The organism is Aquabacter sp. (assembly GCF_965279295.1).
In the GTDB taxonomy this organism is placed as follows: domain Bacteria; phylum Pseudomonadota; class Alphaproteobacteria; order Rhizobiales; family Xanthobacteraceae; genus Aquabacter.
The window spans coordinates 224,716-240,460 of sequence record NZ_CBDIHQ010000015.1; the positions used below are offsets into that span (position 1 = coordinate 224,716).

The 15,745-nt window shown below is 63.5% G+C and carries 17 protein-coding genes, 1 tRNA gene and 1 pseudogene; 7 read left to right on the forward strand and 12 right to left on the reverse strand.

From position 1 onward, the window contains the following. Nucleotides 1-110 precede the first annotated feature (110 nt). Nucleotides 111-623: a CreA family protein gene (locus tag ADADO0_RS11710; protein ID WP_511305324.1), complete on the forward strand. Its 513-nt coding sequence runs from the start codon at nucleotides 111-113 to the stop codon at nucleotides 621-623. An 18-nt stretch (nucleotides 624-641) separates the two neighbouring features. Here ADADO0_RS11710 and ADADO0_RS11715 read toward each other — a convergent pair whose 3' ends face one another. Continuing rightward, nucleotides 642-1,019: a hypothetical protein gene (locus ADADO0_RS11715; RefSeq protein WP_511305325.1), complete on the reverse strand. Its 378-nt coding sequence runs from the start codon at nucleotides 1,017-1,019 to the stop codon at nucleotides 642-644. A gap of 384 nt (nucleotides 1,020-1,403) precedes the next feature. Between ADADO0_RS11715 and cysS the strand changes: the two genes are divergently transcribed. Together cysS and ADADO0_RS11725 are read left to right on the forward strand one after the other, a co-directional pair. After that, complete coding sequence (cysS, locus tag ADADO0_RS11720) at nucleotides 1,404-2,792, forward strand: cysteine--tRNA ligase (protein WP_511305326.1); 1,389 nt, start codon at nucleotides 1,404-1,406, stop codon at nucleotides 2,790-2,792. Next, nucleotides 2,789-3,307, forward strand: coding sequence for a GNAT family N-acetyltransferase (locus tag ADADO0_RS11725; RefSeq protein ID WP_511305327.1), 519 nt, complete (start codon nucleotides 2,789-2,791; stop codon nucleotides 3,305-3,307). Before cysS ends, ADADO0_RS11725 begins: the two co-directional genes overlap by 4 nt. Nucleotides 3,308-3,373: 66 nt before the next feature. Here the strand turns inward: ADADO0_RS11725 and ADADO0_RS11730 are convergent, their stop codons facing one another. From ADADO0_RS11730 to rplU, 5 genes are all read right to left on the reverse strand, one after another. Beyond that, nucleotides 3,374-4,768: a class I SAM-dependent methyltransferase gene (locus ADADO0_RS11730; protein WP_511305328.1), complete on the reverse strand. Its 1,395-nt coding sequence runs from the start codon at nucleotides 4,766-4,768 to the stop codon at nucleotides 3,374-3,376. Nucleotides 4,769-4,821: 53 nt separating this feature from the next. Further along, nucleotides 4,822-5,331, reverse strand: coding sequence for an RNA pyrophosphohydrolase (locus ADADO0_RS11735; RefSeq protein WP_511305474.1), 510 nt, complete (start codon nucleotides 5,329-5,331; stop codon nucleotides 4,822-4,824). A gap of 231 nt (nucleotides 5,332-5,562) precedes the next feature. Next, nucleotides 5,563-6,195, reverse strand: coding sequence for a GNAT family N-acetyltransferase (locus ADADO0_RS11740; RefSeq protein WP_511305329.1), 633 nt, complete (start codon nucleotides 6,193-6,195; stop codon nucleotides 5,563-5,565). 143 nt (nucleotides 6,196-6,338) lie between these two features. Next, on the reverse strand, nucleotides 6,339-6,611 hold the full coding sequence (gene rpmA, locus ADADO0_RS11745; protein ID WP_511305330.1) for a 50S ribosomal protein L27: 273 nt from the start codon (nucleotides 6,609-6,611) through the stop codon (nucleotides 6,339-6,341). Between the two features lie 18 nt (nucleotides 6,612-6,629). After that, complete coding sequence (rplU, locus tag ADADO0_RS11750; RefSeq protein ID WP_511305331.1) at nucleotides 6,630-6,944, reverse strand: 50S ribosomal protein L21; 315 nt, start codon at nucleotides 6,942-6,944, stop codon at nucleotides 6,630-6,632. 208 nt (nucleotides 6,945-7,152) lie between these two features. Here rplU and ADADO0_RS11755 point away from each other — a divergent pair, with 208 nt between their 5' ends. Further along, nucleotides 7,153-7,551 (forward strand): acyl-CoA thioesterase, encoded by a 399-nt coding sequence (locus ADADO0_RS11755; protein WP_511305332.1) that lies wholly within the window; start codon nucleotides 7,153-7,155, stop codon nucleotides 7,549-7,551. 179 nt (nucleotides 7,552-7,730) lie between these two features. Next, a tRNA-Ser gene (locus tag ADADO0_RS11760) sits at nucleotides 7,731-7,820 on the forward strand. 381 nt (nucleotides 7,821-8,201) lie between these two features. On the opposite strand, the gene ADADO0_RS11765 is transcribed toward ADADO0_RS11760, so the two are convergent. The 3 genes from ADADO0_RS11765 to ADADO0_RS11775 are packed head-to-tail and all read right to left on the reverse strand — an operon-like array spanning nucleotide 8,202 to nucleotide 10,934. After that, nucleotides 8,202-9,167, reverse strand: a complete 966-nt coding sequence (locus ADADO0_RS11765; RefSeq protein WP_511305333.1) for an ABC transporter substrate-binding protein — start codon at nucleotides 9,165-9,167, stop codon at nucleotides 8,202-8,204. A 20-nt stretch (nucleotides 9,168-9,187) separates the two neighbouring features. Beyond that, entirely contained in the window at nucleotides 9,188-10,159 is a 972-nt protein-coding gene (locus tag ADADO0_RS11770) for a substrate-binding domain-containing protein (protein ID WP_511305334.1), read from the reverse strand. A 16-nt stretch (nucleotides 10,160-10,175) separates the two neighbouring features. Continuing rightward, on the reverse strand, nucleotides 10,176-10,934 hold the full coding sequence (locus tag ADADO0_RS11775) for an isochorismatase family protein (RefSeq protein WP_511305335.1): 759 nt from the start codon (nucleotides 10,932-10,934) through the stop codon (nucleotides 10,176-10,178). Between the two features lie 105 nt (nucleotides 10,935-11,039). Between ADADO0_RS11775 and ADADO0_RS11780 the strand changes: the two genes are divergently transcribed. Next, a complete protein-coding gene (locus ADADO0_RS11780; protein WP_511305336.1) occupies nucleotides 11,040-11,978 on the forward strand; it encodes a LysR family transcriptional regulator in 939 nt (312 codons plus the stop codon). A 366-nt stretch (nucleotides 11,979-12,344) separates the two neighbouring features. On the opposite strand, the gene ADADO0_RS11785 is transcribed toward ADADO0_RS11780, so the two are convergent. The 3 genes from ADADO0_RS11785 to ADADO0_RS11795 form a co-directional block, all read right to left on the reverse strand. After that, nucleotides 12,345-13,022, reverse strand: coding sequence for a hypothetical protein (locus ADADO0_RS11785; protein ID WP_511305337.1), 678 nt, complete (start codon nucleotides 13,020-13,022; stop codon nucleotides 12,345-12,347). Nucleotides 13,023-13,054: 32 nt separating this feature from the next. Beyond that, entirely contained in the window at nucleotides 13,055-14,023 is a 969-nt protein-coding gene (locus ADADO0_RS11790; RefSeq protein WP_511305338.1) for a Bug family tripartite tricarboxylate transporter substrate binding protein, read from the reverse strand. A gap of 902 nt (nucleotides 14,024-14,925) precedes the next feature. Continuing rightward, entirely contained in the window at nucleotides 14,926-15,381 is a 456-nt protein-coding gene (locus ADADO0_RS11795) for a hypothetical protein (RefSeq protein WP_511305339.1), read from the reverse strand. Nucleotides 15,382-15,435: 54 nt separating this feature from the next. Here ADADO0_RS11795 and ADADO0_RS11800 point away from each other — a divergent pair. Further along, nucleotides 15,436-15,660: pseudogene (locus ADADO0_RS11800) on the forward strand (hypothetical protein); the annotation flags it as partial. Between the last annotated feature and the right edge of the window lie 85 nt (nucleotides 15,661-15,745).

The following is a 15,745-nucleotide window of genomic DNA, read 5'->3' on the forward strand; positions in this document are numbered from 1 at the left end:
CTTTATTTCTTTGCGCGAGAGGTGTCATGACCTGCCGTGCGCGTCAATGCTGCCCTCCCGTAACAGCCGCCAGCACCCATATAAGTGAACGTCTCAAGGGGAATGACCTGATGCGCCGACTTGCTTGCCTGTCCCTCGCGCTCCTGCTGAGCCTCGCAACCGCTGGAGCTGTTTCTGCGGAGGAGCCCGATCTCATTTTCCGCAAGTCCACGGTGTGGAAGTTCCTCACTCCGAACGACAAGCTGGCGGTCTATGGCATCGACGATCCCGTCGTCTCGGGCGTCGCCTGCCACTACACGATCCCCGAGAAGGGCGGCGTCTCCGGCATGTTCGGTGTGGCGGACGAAGTTTCCGACATTTCGCTCGCTTGCCGGCAGGTGGGCCCGATCTCCTTTAAGGAGAAGTTCGAGCAGGGCGACGTGGTGTTCCGCCAGAGCCGCTCCTTCTTCTTCAAGAAGATGCAGATCGTGCGCGGCTGCGACGCGAAGCGCAACGTGCTGGTCTATCTGGTCTATTCGGACAAGCTGATCGACGGCAGCCCGAAGAACTCGACCTCCACGGTCCCGATCATGCCGTGGGGCGGGATGGGAGAGGTGCTCAAATGCGCGGACTTCATGAAATAGCGCGCCGCGCCGGCGGGCTCACCGGGAGCAGGTGATCGCCACCATCGAAGGGCAAAGCTTGCCGACGCAGGCGGCGCGCGCCGCCTTGGCGGGCAAGGGCGTTGCCTGGGGCGCGGCGGTCTCGGTGATGCCGCCCGCCGGACGAACGGCGCCGGTGGCGTCGGTGGTGGAACCCGTCACCTGCCCGAAATCTAGCGCCGCCTTATAGTCATGGGCGCGGCACCATGCGGACGCGAGCTGCTCGCCGCAGGGCTCCCCGTTGGCGAGGCAGGTGTCGACGCCGTAGCCGTCCGAATTCTCCAGCAGGAAGATGCGCGTTTCGGCCGAGGCCGCACCGGCAAGCGACACCAGGGCGGCGGCCAAGGCGGCGGCCAGGAGAAGGCTGATCTTTGTCATGGGCAGGCGTTTGGACCTTATCTCGGCCTTCACGCAACGCGGTGCGCGTCGCGGTGCCTGAATCGCGGCATCGGGCGGCGATGGGAATAGCCGCCCCGCCCGAAATTGGTCAAGCCCCACGCTGCATCGCAGCAGTGGCCGAGCGATCTGTAAATGCGGTGGAATTGGCTTGACGACATGATCTTCCCCTCCCATTGTCCGCCGCCATGAATGGGACGGTCATAAACTCGATCCACAGGCGTTTCGGCGGCAACCTGTCGATTCTTTGCGGTTAGCCGACATCGCTGGCCGCGGCCGTCCTTTGCTGCACCCTTCTAAGGAGACTGGACGCCCGGCCGGTGTAACGGCAGCGCGCCTCCACACGTCTCAAGGGGAGCGAACATCATGGAGCTGCGGCTCTACAACACGCTGACGCGATCGAAGGACGCCTTCCGTCCGCTCGATGCCTCGAACGTGCGCCTCTATGTGTGCGGCCCGACGGTCTATGACCTCGCCCATATCGGCAACGCCCGGCCGGTCATCGTGTTCGACGTGCTGTTCCGACTGCTGCGCCGGCTGTATGGGCCGGATGCGGTCACGTATGTCCGAAACATCACCGACGTGGACGATAAGATCAACGCCCGCGCCGCCGAGCGTGGCATCGAGATCCGCGAACTCACCGAAGAGACCTATCGCTGGTTCCGGGCCGACACCGAGGCGCTGGGATGCCTGCAGCCCAATGTCGAGCCGCGCGCCACAGAACACATCGCGGAAATGCGCCAGTTGATCGAGCGCCTGGTTGCCTCCGGTCATGCCTATGTGGCCGAGGGTCATGTCCTGTTCGACGTGCCCTCGATGCCGGACTATGGCCGCCTCTCCCGCCGTCCGCTGGATGAGATGGTGGCGGGCGCGCGCGTGGACGTGGCGCCCTATAAGCGCGACCCCATGGACTTCGTGCTCTGGAAGCCGAGCCCGGCCGGCGTACCCGGCTGGGCCTCGCCCTGCGGCATCGCCGAGCCCGGCCGTCCGGGCTGGCATATCGAGTGCTCCGCCATGTCGTGGCGGCACCTGGGGGAGACGTTCGATATTCATGGCGGTGGCATCGACCTGGTGTTCCCGCACCATGAGAACGAGATCGCCCAGTCGCGCTGCGCGTTCGGCACCAACGTGATGGCGCAGGTGTGGATGCACAACGGCTTCCTCACCTTGGAAGGCGAGAAGATGTCGAAGTCGCTCGGCAACTTCGTCACCATCCGCGACTTGATCGCCGACTGGCCGGGCGAGGTGCTTCGCCTTGCCATGCTGTCCACCCATTATCGCCAGCCCATCAACTGGACCCGCCAGGGCATCGGCTTCGCCGCCAAGACCCTGGACCGCTGGTATCGCATCGTCGGCGACGAGCCCGCCGAGCCGGGCGAGGGCAACCCGTTCGAGGCGGAAATCGCCGAACGGCTGGGGGATGACATCAATTCGCCCTCCGCCATCAGCCACTTGCACCACCTCGCCCAGGTGGCCGAAGATATGGATTCGTCGTCCGTCATGCGGCGGCGCTTCAAAGGCGCCGCGAACCTGCTCGGCCTGCTCTATGAGACCGAAAGCGAATGGCGTGCGCGCCAGCGTGAGGCTGTCTCGGTGGACCCTGTGGCGGTTGAGAGCCTGATCGCCGCCCGCAATGCCGCCCGTAAGTCGCGAGACTTCGCGTCGGCCGACCATATTCGCGAGCAGCTTGCAGCGCAGGGCGTGGTGCTGATGGACAATAAGGACGGCACCACAAGCTGGGAGGTCGCGCGATGACGCCGGCAAATTCGAATGCGCCACGCAGCCCGGCGGCGCTGCGGCCCTTTCTTGACACCGACACGGCGTTGCTTGCGGCGATCTTCCGCGCGGCGATCGCCGAATTGACCGATGAGGATTACGAACCCGACCAGCAGGATGCTTGGGCTTCTGCGGCCGACGACGAAGCGGCGTTCGGCGCCCGCCTTGCGTCCAGCCTGACGCTGGTGGCGACCCTAGGTGGCGAGGCGGTGGGCTTTGTCTCCTTGAAGGACAACAGCCTCATCGACCTGCTCTATGTGCACCCGCGCATCGCCGGCACCGGTGTCGGCACGGTGCTGAGCAATGCCGCCGAAACACTGGCGAAGGCGCGCGGCGCGAAGGCGGTGAGCGTGGATGCCAGCGACACCGCGCTCGGTTTCTTCCAGAGCCGTGGCTTCGAGCCTCAGAGCCGCAACACGGTGCGTCGCGGCGAGGTCTGGCTTGCGAACACGACCATGCGCAAGTCGTTCGAGGCCGAGAAAGTCCCGACCTGAGCGCTTGGGGATACCCGAACGTGCTCAACACCGGATGGCCGCGTGCGGGAAGGGCGCATCTTGCGCCTACTTCACCTTGATGAAGAGTTGGTTTTCCCCACTGGAGGGAAGGCCCGCATTCATCCGCTTCAGCCGGCCTTCGCTGACCAATGCGTCCGTAATGGCGCCGATGTATTCGACATAAGCATCGTCCAAGAGCAGCCGGCACCCGACCGGTGCGTTCTCGCAGAACCAGTTTACGTCGAACGCGACGACCTCGGGTCCATGCCCGCCATCGATATGCACGAAATCCAGCGGCGCGGCGTTGATGCGGGCGAGAGCCTGCCGGCTATCCCCGACATGAAATGAAAAGCGGTGCGGGAAAAGCGCCTCAACCGCTTTCGCGCAAGGGAACGTGTAGGGGTGAAGCCCGATATCGATGGAGGCGAGCCGCATCTCGGGCTCGGCGTTCAGGATCAGGACCGCGCTATGGCCGGCATTGAAGCCGATCTCCAACCCCGAACGACATCCCCTCACAGCGCGCCTGAGATATTCCCGCTTCCAGGACCTTCGGACATCGGGCGGCGTATGGGGGGTAATGGCGGATTCATGAAAGTGGCAATAGTTGCCCTCGACCCGGCCTCCGGGCGCGGTTCTTGCCACGATCTGGTTCACGGCGTGCAGGGATGAAAGCTCATCCCGCATCCAGTTTTCGGAAATGAAGCACACGTCGCTGGGATACCGCGGGGGCATCGCCGGCATGTTCAATTGCGGGAATTGATACAAATAATCACGGCTGGCATCCATGATGCGGGTCGCGTCGTTCTTGTGTTTTCGCATTGAAAACAACGTGTTGGGTTCCAGCCAATTGACGTCGAAACGCTCCGGTGAAATGTCGAATTCCCAGCAGGCGTAGTCAAAGGAGAGCTGGTCGCGCCGCACGCCGGACGAGATGCAATCCCACCAGAGGGTATTTGCTTTTCTCACCTGCGGATTGCGGTGGTCGCGCATCAACATGAGCGTTGCGGAAAGGCGCCGGGCGTCGGCATATCCCGCCTCGTGCAGGCGCTTGAGCTGGCGGACGGCGGAGGATTTCGTTTCCAAGCCGAACATGACGACGATGTCTGCCTCCGCCTCGACTGTATCTCTCAGCAGATGCGGCGCTGTGGCGATCGGGCTTTTCTGGAGATAGCCCTGGATCACGCCGGGGTCGAGCTTGATGTCAAACAGGCTGCTGTCGACCCACGTCGTGATGCAGTCCGTCCCGAAAAGCAGATGGGAATTGGCTTTGATAAATCCGTTAGTCAATTTCCCATCGCGGAAATAGCTCTCGATGGGACAGATGTTCCACTGGCCATGGGGGCCGATATCATCCGGTGAATCGGTAAAGCAGACATAGGTTATGTCAGGATGAAATGACTCTATGCCGGGGAGTTCGTCGTACCCGCCAATGATCGCGGTGTAGACTATGAAAGAGGGCATCCCTCAAATCCTTGCGTCGTCAACGGCCTAAGCGGTTGCGTGGGTGCGCTCCACTAGGGTTGCGCAAACCGGCGGAAGTCGCGGACGACACGCTCATAAACCTGCCGCTTAAACGGCACGACGAGTTCTGGGGCACGGTCCAGCTGTTCCCAGCGCCACTCCACGAACTCCGCCTTGTGCTTGCCGCCGCCGGGCTTGAGGATGTTGATCTCGCCCTCCTGGCCGGTGAAGGCGAAGGCAAACCAGCGCTGCGTCTGGCCGCGATATTTGCCCTTCCAGGCTTCGCCGGCGATGCGCCCCGGCAGCTCGTAGGTGAGCCAATCGTCGATTTCGCCCAGCAGCGTCGCCGAGCGTATCGAGGTTTCCTCGTACATCTCCCGCAGCGCCGCCGTCAACGGCTCCTCGCCCTTGTCGATGCCGCCCTGCGGCAACTGCCAGGAATGGGTCATGTCCACATGCTCTGGCCCGCCCGCGCGCTTGCCCATGAACACATGGCCGGCGGGATTGAACACAGCGATGCCCACGCAGGGACGATAGGGGGGGAGGTCCTGGTGGCGCGCCATCGTCTGCCTCATGCCGAGAGTCCGGCCTCCTCATAGCAGAAGGCGGGGGCTTCCGCGCTATCGACGGGAACCGTACGGAACCCGAAGATCGCGCATCTTTGGACACCCACGCCATTTCCGCTCGAACCGTTGCTTTAATGAGGGATCGCATCCCCCAGCACCCCATCTGCGAACCTGAAGCAGTTTCCGACCAACTTGCCGCGCAGGTTGGCCGGAATGCCTGTTTTCAGATCAATGCGGCAGGGCGCGGCGCGAGGGCAGGGCGGTGGTACCCCAGGCGCGCAGCGAAGCCCAGGTGCTCTTGTCGAGCTGGAAGCGGTCCACCGGGACGGAGGCGGCGAGCGCCTTCACGCGGCACAGCCCGGCGCCGCACCACTGGAAGCCGCACTTCTCCAGCACCCGGCGCGAGGTCGGATTGACGACCCGCGCGGCGCCGAGAAGGCGTGTGGTGTTGGTTTCCGAGAAGGCGTAGTCGATCACCGCGCGGGCGGCCTCAGTGGCGATGCCGCGCCCCCAGAAGGCTTCGCCGATCCAATAGCCAAGCTCGGGTGCGGTTTCGCCCGGCCGGCGCGCGAAACCGCACATGCCTGCGAACGCAGCGCCGCCCTCATGCTTCAGGAACACGGCGAAATTGGTGGTGTCCGGGGTCGCCGAAAGGCCGTCGATGAAGGCCTGGCCGTCTGCCGGTCGGTAGGGGTGGGGCAGGTTCGCGGTCATCTCCGCGATCTTGCGATTGTTGGCGTGCTCCGCGATGGCACCGGCGTCCTCGAGTTCAGGCACGCGGAGCACCAGCCGCGCGGTTTCGAGGACGGGGATACAGCTTTCCCGAAGCAGGCTTCCGGGCGGCGTCTCAACGATGGTCATGGGAGGCTCCTATGCCAGGCGGACAAAGAAAAACCGGGGAGACGGCTCGTCTCCCCGGTTTGTCCGGAAGCCAGGATCAATCCCGATCAGGCTCCCACCGGCTCAACGAGAGCGGCGGGAACCTGCATTTCAGGTCTCGCCGTTTATTCGGCCGCCTCAAGGGCAGCGGGAACCACGGATACGAAGGTCCGGGAATTGGCTTTGGTGCGGAACTCGACTTTGCCTTCGATCAGGGCGAACAGGGTATGATCCTTGCCCATGCCGACGTTGAGGCCGGGATGCCACTTGGTGCCGCGTTGACGCACGATAATGTTGCCCGAAATCACGTCCTGGCCGCCGAAGCGCTTGACGCCAAGGCGGCGGCCGGCGGAGTCGCGGCCGTTACGGGACGAGCCGCCTGCTTTTTTATGAGCCATTTTTGCTCTCCGTTCCTATCAGGCGCCAGGTGCGGCGATGTCGGTGATGCGGACCACGGTCAGCTCAGCGCGGAAGCCGCGCTTGCGCCGTGAATTCTGCCGGCGGCGCTTCTTGAACGCGATGACCTTGTCACCGCGCGCCTGCTCCACCACCTCGGCGGTGACGGTCGCGCCATCCACCAGGGGGGCGCCGACCAGAATGGTTTCGCCACCCAGCATGAGCACCGGGAAGGACACGGTCGTGCCGGGTTCGGCATCGATCTTGTCCAGTGTAAGCACGTCTTCGGCAGCGACGCGGTACTGCTTGCCGCCTGACTTGATGACCGCGAACATTCTTGTCTCGCTTTCGTGTTCAGCCAAGCCTCGAAGGGCCCGCTTCTTTCGGTCGATGAGGGAGTGCGGGCCATTCGACCCACGCGAAGCGGACCCTCTACCTGCAAGCAGCGCCCCGTGTCAATGGAAAAGCCTTGCATTCGCTCGCCCCGCGCCGCTTTCTGCGGTTTCTGGAGACTTGCCAAGGTAGCGGGGAAAGGGAGCAAATATGCACGACAAGCAGGCCGTGATGCCAGACGAGGCGCCCGCCATCCGCACCATCGCCATGCCGGCCGACACCAATCCCAACGGGGATATTTTCGGCGGCTGGCTGATGTCGCAGATGGATATGGCCGCCGGCAACGTTGCCGCGCGCCGCGCCCGTGGCCGCGCCGCCACCGTCGCGGTCGAGGCCATCACCTTCCTCAGTCCGGTGGCTGTGGGGGATGAGGTGAGCCTGTTCGCGCGTGTCCTGAGCGTCGGGCGCACGTCGATGCGAATCGAAGTCGAGGCCTGGCGTCGCGCACGGGCGAGCGAGGAGACCCGCAAGGTAACGGAGGCGACCTTCACCTTCGTCGCCATCGACGAAAGCGGCCACTCCCGCTCGGTGCCGCCTGAGATCGCGTAACCTGAGATCGTGCAAACGCGGTTCGCGTAGACCCTACAGTGCGAGACGGAGTTCAAGGCCGTGGAGGTGGCGAGGGCAGTTTACAAGCACCGTCTTGTAACCGCCCTTTCTCTCCGCTAGAAGCGCCTCACCACGCGACGGTGCGTTGGCTTCATCGCCATCGCTTCCGTGCCCCTGATGGAGAGGTGGCAGAGTGGTCGAATGCACCGCACTCGAAATGCGGCATACGGGCAACCGTATCGGGGGTTCAAATCCCTCCCTCTCCGCCAAGTCTTCCCCGTGAAAGCGTTGCAGCTCCTAGGTTTTGCGCATTCTGCCAAGTGCCTGCCCTAGCGGGTGCATTGGCTTATGGCGTGACAGCGCAGGTGTCAGCCATGGCGGCGCCGGTCGAGACAGTGAGCAGTAAGGCGGCGAGGATCGTTTTCATAGTGGCCTCCTTTGGGCCGCTCCTCATCCCCTCAATGACAGGGAATGTGTAGAACGGTGGCGCAGCGTCTGGAGAGAACACACTTCAAGATTGAAAATCGCCGCCGAGCTAGGGCGTCGCAGGGCATCGGCGATGGAATGCCCGGTTGGGGCGCTCCTTAATCGCCCCGCCTGGGCGTGGCCCAGGTATCTAACGGCCAACCTCAGCGCACACCGCTACTCCCTCACTTTGCGAGGAAGCTCGGATCGTAATAGCGCTTGAGGTCGAACACCCGGGTGCTGCTTGGGGCTGCGCCCACCGCCTTGTCGATGGCGACGATGTTCTCCAGGCTGGCCGGGTTCAACTCCAGGTTCTTGGCCACCGCCTTCTGCTTCACGATCAGGAAGTCATAGGCGTCCACGCAAATGGCAGGGTCAGCCTTGGTATAGGCGGCGAGGATGCGGACGGCCTCTTCCCGGTTCTCTGGTGAATTGAGCCAGTTGGCCGCCTCCTGAAGTCCTTGCGTCAGCGCTTCGGCCTGTTTGCGGTTGGCGTTCGCCCAGGTGGTGTTCACGATCAGCGGCGTTGTCAGATAGGGCTCGGCATAGACGTCGATGATTTTCATGCCGTGCAGCACCGCCATGGCGTCGAACGGCGCGGTGAGCAGACCGCCCTTCACTTGGCCGTTTTCCATGGCGAGGAGGCGGTCGCTGGAGGCGGAAATGGACATCATCTTGACGCCGCGTGGGTCGACACCCGCCCGCTGGAGCATGAAGCGCAACAGATTGGCGGTGCCACCCTCCACCGCGCCCGCGGAGACCACCTGGCCTTCCAGGCTCTTCACATCGTCGAACCCCTTTGAGCCCACCAGCCGCTGGGTCGCCTTGTCCATCACCGCGCCGGCGATGATGATAGGCGCGCCCTGGTCCACAGCGCGTAAGGCGAGGTCGCCGAGCGACATGCCGGCCTCGACGTTTCCAGTGGAGACGGCCTGGAGCAGCGATGGGCTACCGGCGGTGCGGGCTTCCTCTACCTTGATGCCGCGCTTGTCGTAAAAACCCTTCGCCGCCGCCACTGCGTGGGGCCACAACAGTGCGTTGGGCGCCAGCATGGCGAGGCGTACCGTCACGGGCTGTTGCGCCTGCGCCGCAGCCGGCACGAGCGCCAGGGAACCGAGTATCAAGCTGAAGATCCGGATGCTGAGTTTCATCGTATAATCCCGTCTGGTTGTTATGTTGTTTTGAACAGCTCTTCGGCCGTCACCGGCCGCGCCAGCAGGCCATCTTCGTTGAGATGGCGTAGGGTCGTCTCGATCACGGCGCGGTTGGGCGCGACGCCGTAAGCCCAGAAATCTTCCCCCATGAGCGCGCGGGTGGCCTCGAATTCGGCGACCGTCCACGGCAGCGAGGATTTCGGTGCCTGCATCATGGCGAGGTCGGCCATCGCGCGGGCCTTAGCCGCTTCGAAGGCGGCACTGATGCTGCCGGCAAGCCAGGGATTGGCGTCCAGCAATGTCTGCCGGACACCCAGGACATGCATGATGGGAAATAGGCGGGTCTGGGCAAAATACGCTTGCTCTGCCGTGCGCCAGTCGGGAAACAGGCGGCGCACCTTGCCGTCTCCGCGCAGAAAGCAGGGCGGGGGCACGAGGCCGATCATGCCGTCGATCTCGCCGGCGGCAAGGCTGCCGTCCAGGATGGCGCCATAAGGCAGGATCTCGATAGGAACGTCGGCTGGCACGGGTGGGCGCGGGATGATCTCGCGTTCCGGCCTGCTGAAATCCCCCGTCACCCAGGTGATGTCGCCGCGCCCGAGCCCGTACTGGTCCCGCAGCAGGCCGCGCACCACCACGGCGGCGGTGTCGTCGAAATTGCGAAGCCCGATCTTGCGCCCGACGAGGTCACGGGGATGCGCGATGCCCCGGTCGGACCGAATGAAGATGGACCCGTGCCGGAAGCTGCGAGAGGGGAAGATCGGCAGCGCCGCATACTGTGCCGTTCCGTTGGCGATGGCCTGGGCCTGCCGGCTCAGCGAAAGCTCACTGACATCGAACTCCGCCGTAGCGAAGGCCCGCACGAAGGTCTCTTGCGGCGGCAGGATGAGGCAGTCCACCGCGCACCCCTCGATGCCCACGCGGCCGCTCGCAATGGGGGTGGTGCGGTCATAATCCCAGACCGCGAGCGTGATCGGGAGCAGGGCCATGTCTACCTTTCGCTGCTCATGTACTGACCAGCGTTCCAGCGGGCAGGTCGAACAAGGTATCCGGCACGGTGGCGAGATAGCGCAGCACCTCCGCGCTGCCGATCACATCGGCATATTTCGCGTCCATGTCCTTCAGGCTTACGGCATGGGACGCCTCAGACCTGTCGAAGCAGGCATCCTCCACCAGGGACGTGCGGAAATTATTGCTGAAGGCGTCCGTCACCGTGGCCCGGACGCAGCCACTGGTGGAAACGCCGCAGACAATGAGCGTGTCCACCTTGAGGTAGATGAGATAGCTCAGGAGCGGGGTGCCGAAGAAGCCGGACGGCTTCGGCTTCACGATGACGATATCGCGTGGCGAAGGGGCAATCTCCGCGACGATCTCGTTACCTTTCATCTCGCGCTCGTAATTCTCCAGCGCACGATGGTTCTTCCAGGTGCGGCTGGTGGCGTCCCAGCCATCGGGACGGCGCGTGTTGGTGGTGTAGAAGATCGGTATGTTTCTGGCACGGCTGGCGTCGATCAGCGTCTTGGTGACGTCCACCGCCTCCCAGCCCTCGACGCCACAGGAGTTGCGCCATTCTGAAAGCTGGCTGGTGATCTCGCCCGGCCGGTCCCCGAGGAAATTATAGTTCACGTCCACGATCAGCAGCGCGGGGCGCGAGCCGAAGCCTCCCTGCCGGCCGTAGCCCGAGTTCGCGAAGACGAATTTGTCCCGCTCGGTCAGGAAACGATCCCAGATCCGTTCCGGGGGCTTGGGCGCACCGTCTATCATCTGTTCACCTTGGAAGCATAAGCTGGATCGAAGCCCATCACGAACAGATGGCGCTGTCTAAGTTGTTTTCTTGCGGTGCACATAGGCGGGGCCTATGGGGAACCAATGAATCTGCGCCATTGGGAAATTGCCTGGGCGGTGCTGTCCACCGGCTCAGTGACACGGGCGGCGGAGGTGCTCCGCATTTCGCAGCCTTCGGTGAGCCAAGCCCTTCGCCATACTGAGGACCAGTTGGGGTTCGCCCTTTTTAACCGTGTGCACGGGCGCCTCACACCCACCTTCGAGGCCACGCTGCTGCTGCCAGAAATGGAGCAGATGTTCGGCCATGCCGAGCGCATGGACCAACTGGCGCGCGACCTGCGCCACAGCCGGGAGGGTCTGGTGCATGTGGCGACTATCGCGACCCTGGCCGCGGCGGTTCTGCCCTCCGCTATAGCCAGCCTGCGGGAGAGGCATCCGGACGTGCGCGTGAAGCTGAGCGTGCTCGCCACCTCAGAAGTAGTGCGGCTAACGGCCGGCCACCTCGTAGACTTCGGCCTAATCCACACGGAGGCAAGCGACAGCGGGCTTGAGGTCGAGGACGTGATGCGGAGCCAGATGATCTGCATTATGCGAAGCGACCATCCGCTGGCGAAGCGAACGGTAGTGAGCCCCCGGGATCTCCAGGGTCAGACGCTTATCGCCGCTCGCGATTCGGTTGAGCCGCTGATTTCCAGCGCGTTCCGCCAGGCGGGTGACGTACTCGACATGGCGATCGAGGTGAACCATTCGCTCACCGCCTCGCGGCTGGTTGAATTGGGTCTCGGTGTGGCTCTGGTCGACCCGTTTGTGCTGCGCCCAGCCGGCAGCGTTCTGGTAAGCCGCCGCTTTGCTCCTGCCATCCCGCTAGAGACCCGCATCCTCTATTCTAAGGAACGCCCGCTCTCGCGCTATGCCCTGGACTTCGTGGACATCGTGCGCACTGCCGCGCGAAAATTCCAGGATCTCGCCGGCTTGTCGGGAATCCCGCTTAGCGCTGAAGGTACTCCTGGCATGATTCCTTAGGTTAACGTTGCCACTTAGGGGATCAAGGTCGTTGAGCTCACCTCTAATCCCACGGTGCCGAACCGCATAGCCCAGATATCCGTGCCGGCCTTCCACGCCGCCGCCTCGCTCACCTCATAGGCTCGGCTGTAGGTGACATACGCCAATGCCCACCCGGCACCGACCATCTGCGCCCCAGGGAGGCCGCAATGCGCAACATCGATTTCAGCTCATGCAGAGCGTCCTCGCGACGCTGACCGGCTTAGCCCTCATACCCCGATCGGAGTTGGTATTCGCCCGCTCTTTGCGGGCCGGCGCTTGTGGCAGAGGATCGATACGCTGAGTGCGATCCGGGGAGAGTCCCAAAGGGTGGACAAACGCATGCATCTAGTTGGGGGAGACCCGGTAGAGCGTGCGCAAATAGGTCGCGCCGGGCAGAGGCGAGATGGTGATGCCGTCGAGCAGCGCGCCGGCCACGGCGACCGCCGCCTGCAGGTCCTCGGTCTCGTTGCCCTCCACCATAAGCGCCCAATCCAGCTTTCGATCGCCCTGCCGCACATGCTGGTTGCGAGAACTGGCCGCGACGCTCTCGTCCCGCTCCATCAATTGGCAGGCGACGACCCCCGGCTGCGCCATCAGGAACGGCGCCACCTGTTCCAGGAGATGGCGGCGCAGGTCGTTCTCCTGCTCGGGCGCGGGCGAAAACGGAAGCACGGCGAGCGCGCCACCTTCCGCCTCGCCGAACGACCCGGAAATCCGCGCCACGGTGCGGATCGCATTCTGGAACTTCAGAATGAAGTGGCGGCTCGCCGGGTCGGGGGTGGATATGAGCTTGAGATATTCCGGCGACTTGAGGAGGTTCGCATCCTCCGCCTCATACATCGCGAGATACTTCGGGCCGCCGCTCACATTCAGGAAGCGCCGGCCGCGCAGGAAACCGGGAAGCACCAGGATCCTGTCGCGCATGTGCTCGCGATTGTACCAGTCCTTGAAGCCGGCCTCCTCCTCGGGAGGGATGTCCATGAACGTATAAAGGGCCGTCTTCGCCCGCCCTGTCGCTGCCATGTGCTCTATCCCTCCGGAGGTTGCGCGATCACTCAGGGCCCAACGGCCCAAAGCTCTTCCACCGTCTTCTTTTCTTCCTGGATGTAGGCCCGCAGCGTCTCGGAATCCTTGGGGAATGGAACCATGCCGATATTGCTCAGCGCCTCAATGAATTTGGGATCCTTGGACAGATGCTGGAGGCTGTCGTTCCAGGTTTTCACGACGGCCGGCGGCAGGCCGGGAGGTCCTGACACGGCAACCCAGAACAGGATCTGAACCGAGGGATAGCCAAGTTCCGCCATGGACGGCACGTCGGGCAGATGGGGGAAGCGTTCCAGCGAGGCTACCGCCAGCGCCCGAACCTTGCCGGCCTGGAGCATCGGCGCCATGGAGATCCACGAGCCTGCGCCCATCACCACATGGCCACCGGCGGCCAGGGTTCCAGGCTCGCTGCCACCCTTGGATGCGACCGGTCGGGTCCGCCTGATGTCGACGCCCACCGCCTTGAACAGCGAGCGGAAAGCGAAGTCCTGCCCGCCCGCGCCGCCGAGCGAGGTCCAGGTGAAGGTCGAAGGATCCTTCTTCAACTGGGCAATGGCGTCCTGCATCGTCTTGAACGGCGAATCCGCCGCCACCACGAACACCTGCGGCGTCTGCGCCACCGACGCCACGAAGGTCCGGTCCATGACTGCACTGGGCGGGTTCTTCACCACCACTTCCAGCATGGATGCGGACGCCTGGGAATCGATCAGTAGCGTGTAGCCGTCCCGCGGCGCGCGCATGACCTCGTCAACCGCCGGGATGGTGTTTCCGCCGGGCTTAGAAATCACCCGGACCGGGACCTTCCAATACTCCTCGAGCGCCTGGGCCGTCACCCGCCCGGTGAGGTTCGTGGAGCCGCCAGGGGCGAACGGCACGATGAGATCGATGGCTTTGTTGGGGTAGGGCGCTTGTGCAAACGCCAGTCCGGGCAGAAGCGATATGGCGAGCGCAAGGCTCCCGGCTAAACGGGTCAGGCCCATGTGTTCCTCCCTCTTGCCGTTCCTTCCGCTTTGGGGGACGGCTTTTTTGTTGATAGGGCGGGCGTGGCTCTATCATTTCAATTGAGGCAAGGGATGTGCCACGGAAGCCAATGATGAGGCAGGTCGCCCTCTCCCACTAGTTGAGCGGAGGGTGCGATGATTGGGCCGCTGACTTTGGCACCGTACACGTATGGGATAATGAGGCTCTCTTGTAATTACTCGCAATGCCCGGAAGTTGTCGCTTCCGCACACACCTGTACGTGCCGTGGACATCGATTGCTCCAGGAAACGCCGTGGACGGTTCATATCCCAGGATGGCGAAGCTATGCGGTCTTGGAGGCGCTCTGCCGGCCGGGGCGTATCTGGCCGGCTCCAAGCGCGAGACATGGAAAGGGAAGAGAAAAAGCGTCATGTTTGAGCGCCGGAGAGGTTGGCACCGCAAGTTCGCCGGCCGGATGAGCCGTGCTAGCTTTTGCAAATACCCTCCGATCTCTCATAATGCCAAAGAACGTCCGATTTACTTGCAGGATATGCAAAGCGGTACACCGAGCTGTGCCCGCCCCCACGGCGCTGCGGGCACGCAAGGCCCAAGACTGCCTTCGATGCGGCCATCTTCTCGTCGCGTGGAAAGACACCCACGGATTTTCCAAATTCAGACTTGAGGACGCGGACGCAGAGTGAAGGCACCCTAGCTGGGCATTAGGTGGGAACTCGGAATGAACTGCGTGTCAGCCGCCAAGACCCGCCAGAATGGTGCGCCCCACTTGGCCAGACAGTATGCCCGCCGGGTGCGCTCTATCCTGTCGTTAACGGCATCCCACGCCGCTACCGCCTCGAGGAAGGATGCGCCACCCTCTCGCCGCATAATGAGCCCCTCAACCCGAGCCCTGCAAGCGCGTCGATCAGGTCGGCAATGATTGCCTCCACATGGTCGCGCTGGTGCAACGTGACAGGGAAGGTGGGCCGGCCGAAGCCGTTTGCGGCAGCGGGGTGCGCTGGCATTGAAAACTCCTGCGGACTGTTGGGGTGGATAAGAATTGTGCGGTGGGAACTGAGTTCACGCACCGATGGGGGCGCTGCCCGGTGGGCGTCCCCGTGGTACGCAAACCAAGAAGGCCTCGAAGCGCCGCCGCAGCCTGTTTCATGCCCTCAAGCGTGGCGGGGGAGATGCGATGCCCATCCAGCCGAGTAGCGGTGTGACTGTCGATCTCCTCTTCAAGGGAGTTCAGTGCCTGCTCCAGGCCGCGCCGCCCCTTCTTGGTGTTGCGCAGGCCCAGGATGATGGCCCCGAGCAGCGCGTGCGTTGCCGGCGAGGGAATGGAGGGGATGCTAACGCGGGCCCCGTCGATCACTTCCATGATTAGGTCTCCCGTTTGGTGGGTTGGAACGCTGAGTGGTCAGGCTGACGCGCCGTCGCAGCGCGCGCGAACATCTCAATTCCGACGCTGAAGCGTATGGAGGCCAGCGACGGCGCGGCGGTTGGCCTCCCCAACAATGTGGCGGCGGTTATGCGCGCCCTCGAAGCCGCCGGCGTCATCTTCGTTGCCGAGAACGGCGAGGGGCCGGGGGTGCGGCTCAAGAAGGTGCGGGATGAAGGCACGCCACCTATCAAACTGAACTCATCGAACGACGACTGAGGAAGAGAGCGTGGGGGCAGTCGCGTCCCTAAAAGCCGCTCCACCTTGCCGAACGACACCTTGCCTCACCTACGTTCACCTCGAG

Bases quoted from the DNA above. Each gene is read 5' to 3' on its own strand.
- rpmA (WP_511305330.1), bottom strand. From the start codon at position 6,611: ATGGCTCATAAAAAAGCAGGCGGCTCGTCCCGTAACGGCCGCGACTCC.
- ADADO0_RS11740 (WP_511305329.1), bottom strand. From the start codon at position 6,195: ATGACCATCGTTGAGACGCCGCCCGGAAGCCTGCTTCGGGAAAGCTGT.
- ADADO0_RS11780 (WP_511305336.1), top strand. From the start codon at position 11,040: ATGAATCTGCGCCATTGGGAAATTGCCTGGGCGGTGCTGTCCACCGGC.
- ADADO0_RS11790 (WP_511305338.1), bottom strand. From the start codon at position 14,023: ATGGGCCTGACCCGTTTAGCCGGGAGCCTTGCGCTCGCCATATCGCTT.
- ADADO0_RS11785 (WP_511305337.1), bottom strand. From the start codon at position 13,022: ATGGCAGCGACAGGGCGGGCGAAGACGGCCCTTTATACGTTCATGGAC.
- cysS (WP_511305326.1), top strand. From the start codon at position 1,404: ATGGAGCTGCGGCTCTACAACACGCTGACGCGATCGAAGGACGCCTTC.
- ADADO0_RS11715 (WP_511305325.1), bottom strand. From the start codon at position 1,019: ATGACAAAGATCAGCCTTCTCCTGGCCGCCGCCTTGGCCGCCGCCCTG.
- ADADO0_RS11755 (WP_511305332.1), top strand. From the start codon at position 7,153: ATGCACGACAAGCAGGCCGTGATGCCAGACGAGGCGCCCGCCATCCGC.
- ADADO0_RS11765 (WP_511305333.1), bottom strand. From the start codon at position 9,167: ATGAAACTCAGCATCCGGATCTTCAGCTTGATACTCGGTTCCCTGGCG.
- ADADO0_RS11775 (WP_511305335.1), bottom strand. From the start codon at position 10,934: ATGATAGACGGTGCGCCCAAGCCCCCGGAACGGATCTGGGATCGTTTC.
- ADADO0_RS11795 (WP_511305339.1), bottom strand. From the start codon at position 15,381: ATGGAAGTGATCGACGGGGCCCGCGTTAGCATCCCCTCCATTCCCTCG.
- ADADO0_RS11725 (WP_511305327.1), top strand. From the start codon at position 2,789: ATGACGCCGGCAAATTCGAATGCGCCACGCAGCCCGGCGGCGCTGCGG.
- ADADO0_RS11730 (WP_511305328.1), bottom strand. From the start codon at position 4,768: ATGCCCTCTTTCATAGTCTACACCGCGATCATTGGCGGGTACGACGAA.
- rplU (WP_511305331.1), bottom strand. From the start codon at position 6,944: ATGTTCGCGGTCATCAAGTCAGGCGGCAAGCAGTACCGCGTCGCTGCC.
- ADADO0_RS11710 (WP_511305324.1), top strand. From the start codon at position 111: ATGCGCCGACTTGCTTGCCTGTCCCTCGCGCTCCTGCTGAGCCTCGCA.
- ADADO0_RS11735 (WP_511305474.1), bottom strand. From the start codon at position 5,331: ATGGCGCGCCACCAGGACCTCCCCCCCTATCGTCCCTGCGTGGGCATC.
- ADADO0_RS11770 (WP_511305334.1), bottom strand. From the start codon at position 10,159: ATGGCCCTGCTCCCGATCACGCTCGCGGTCTGGGATTATGACCGCACC.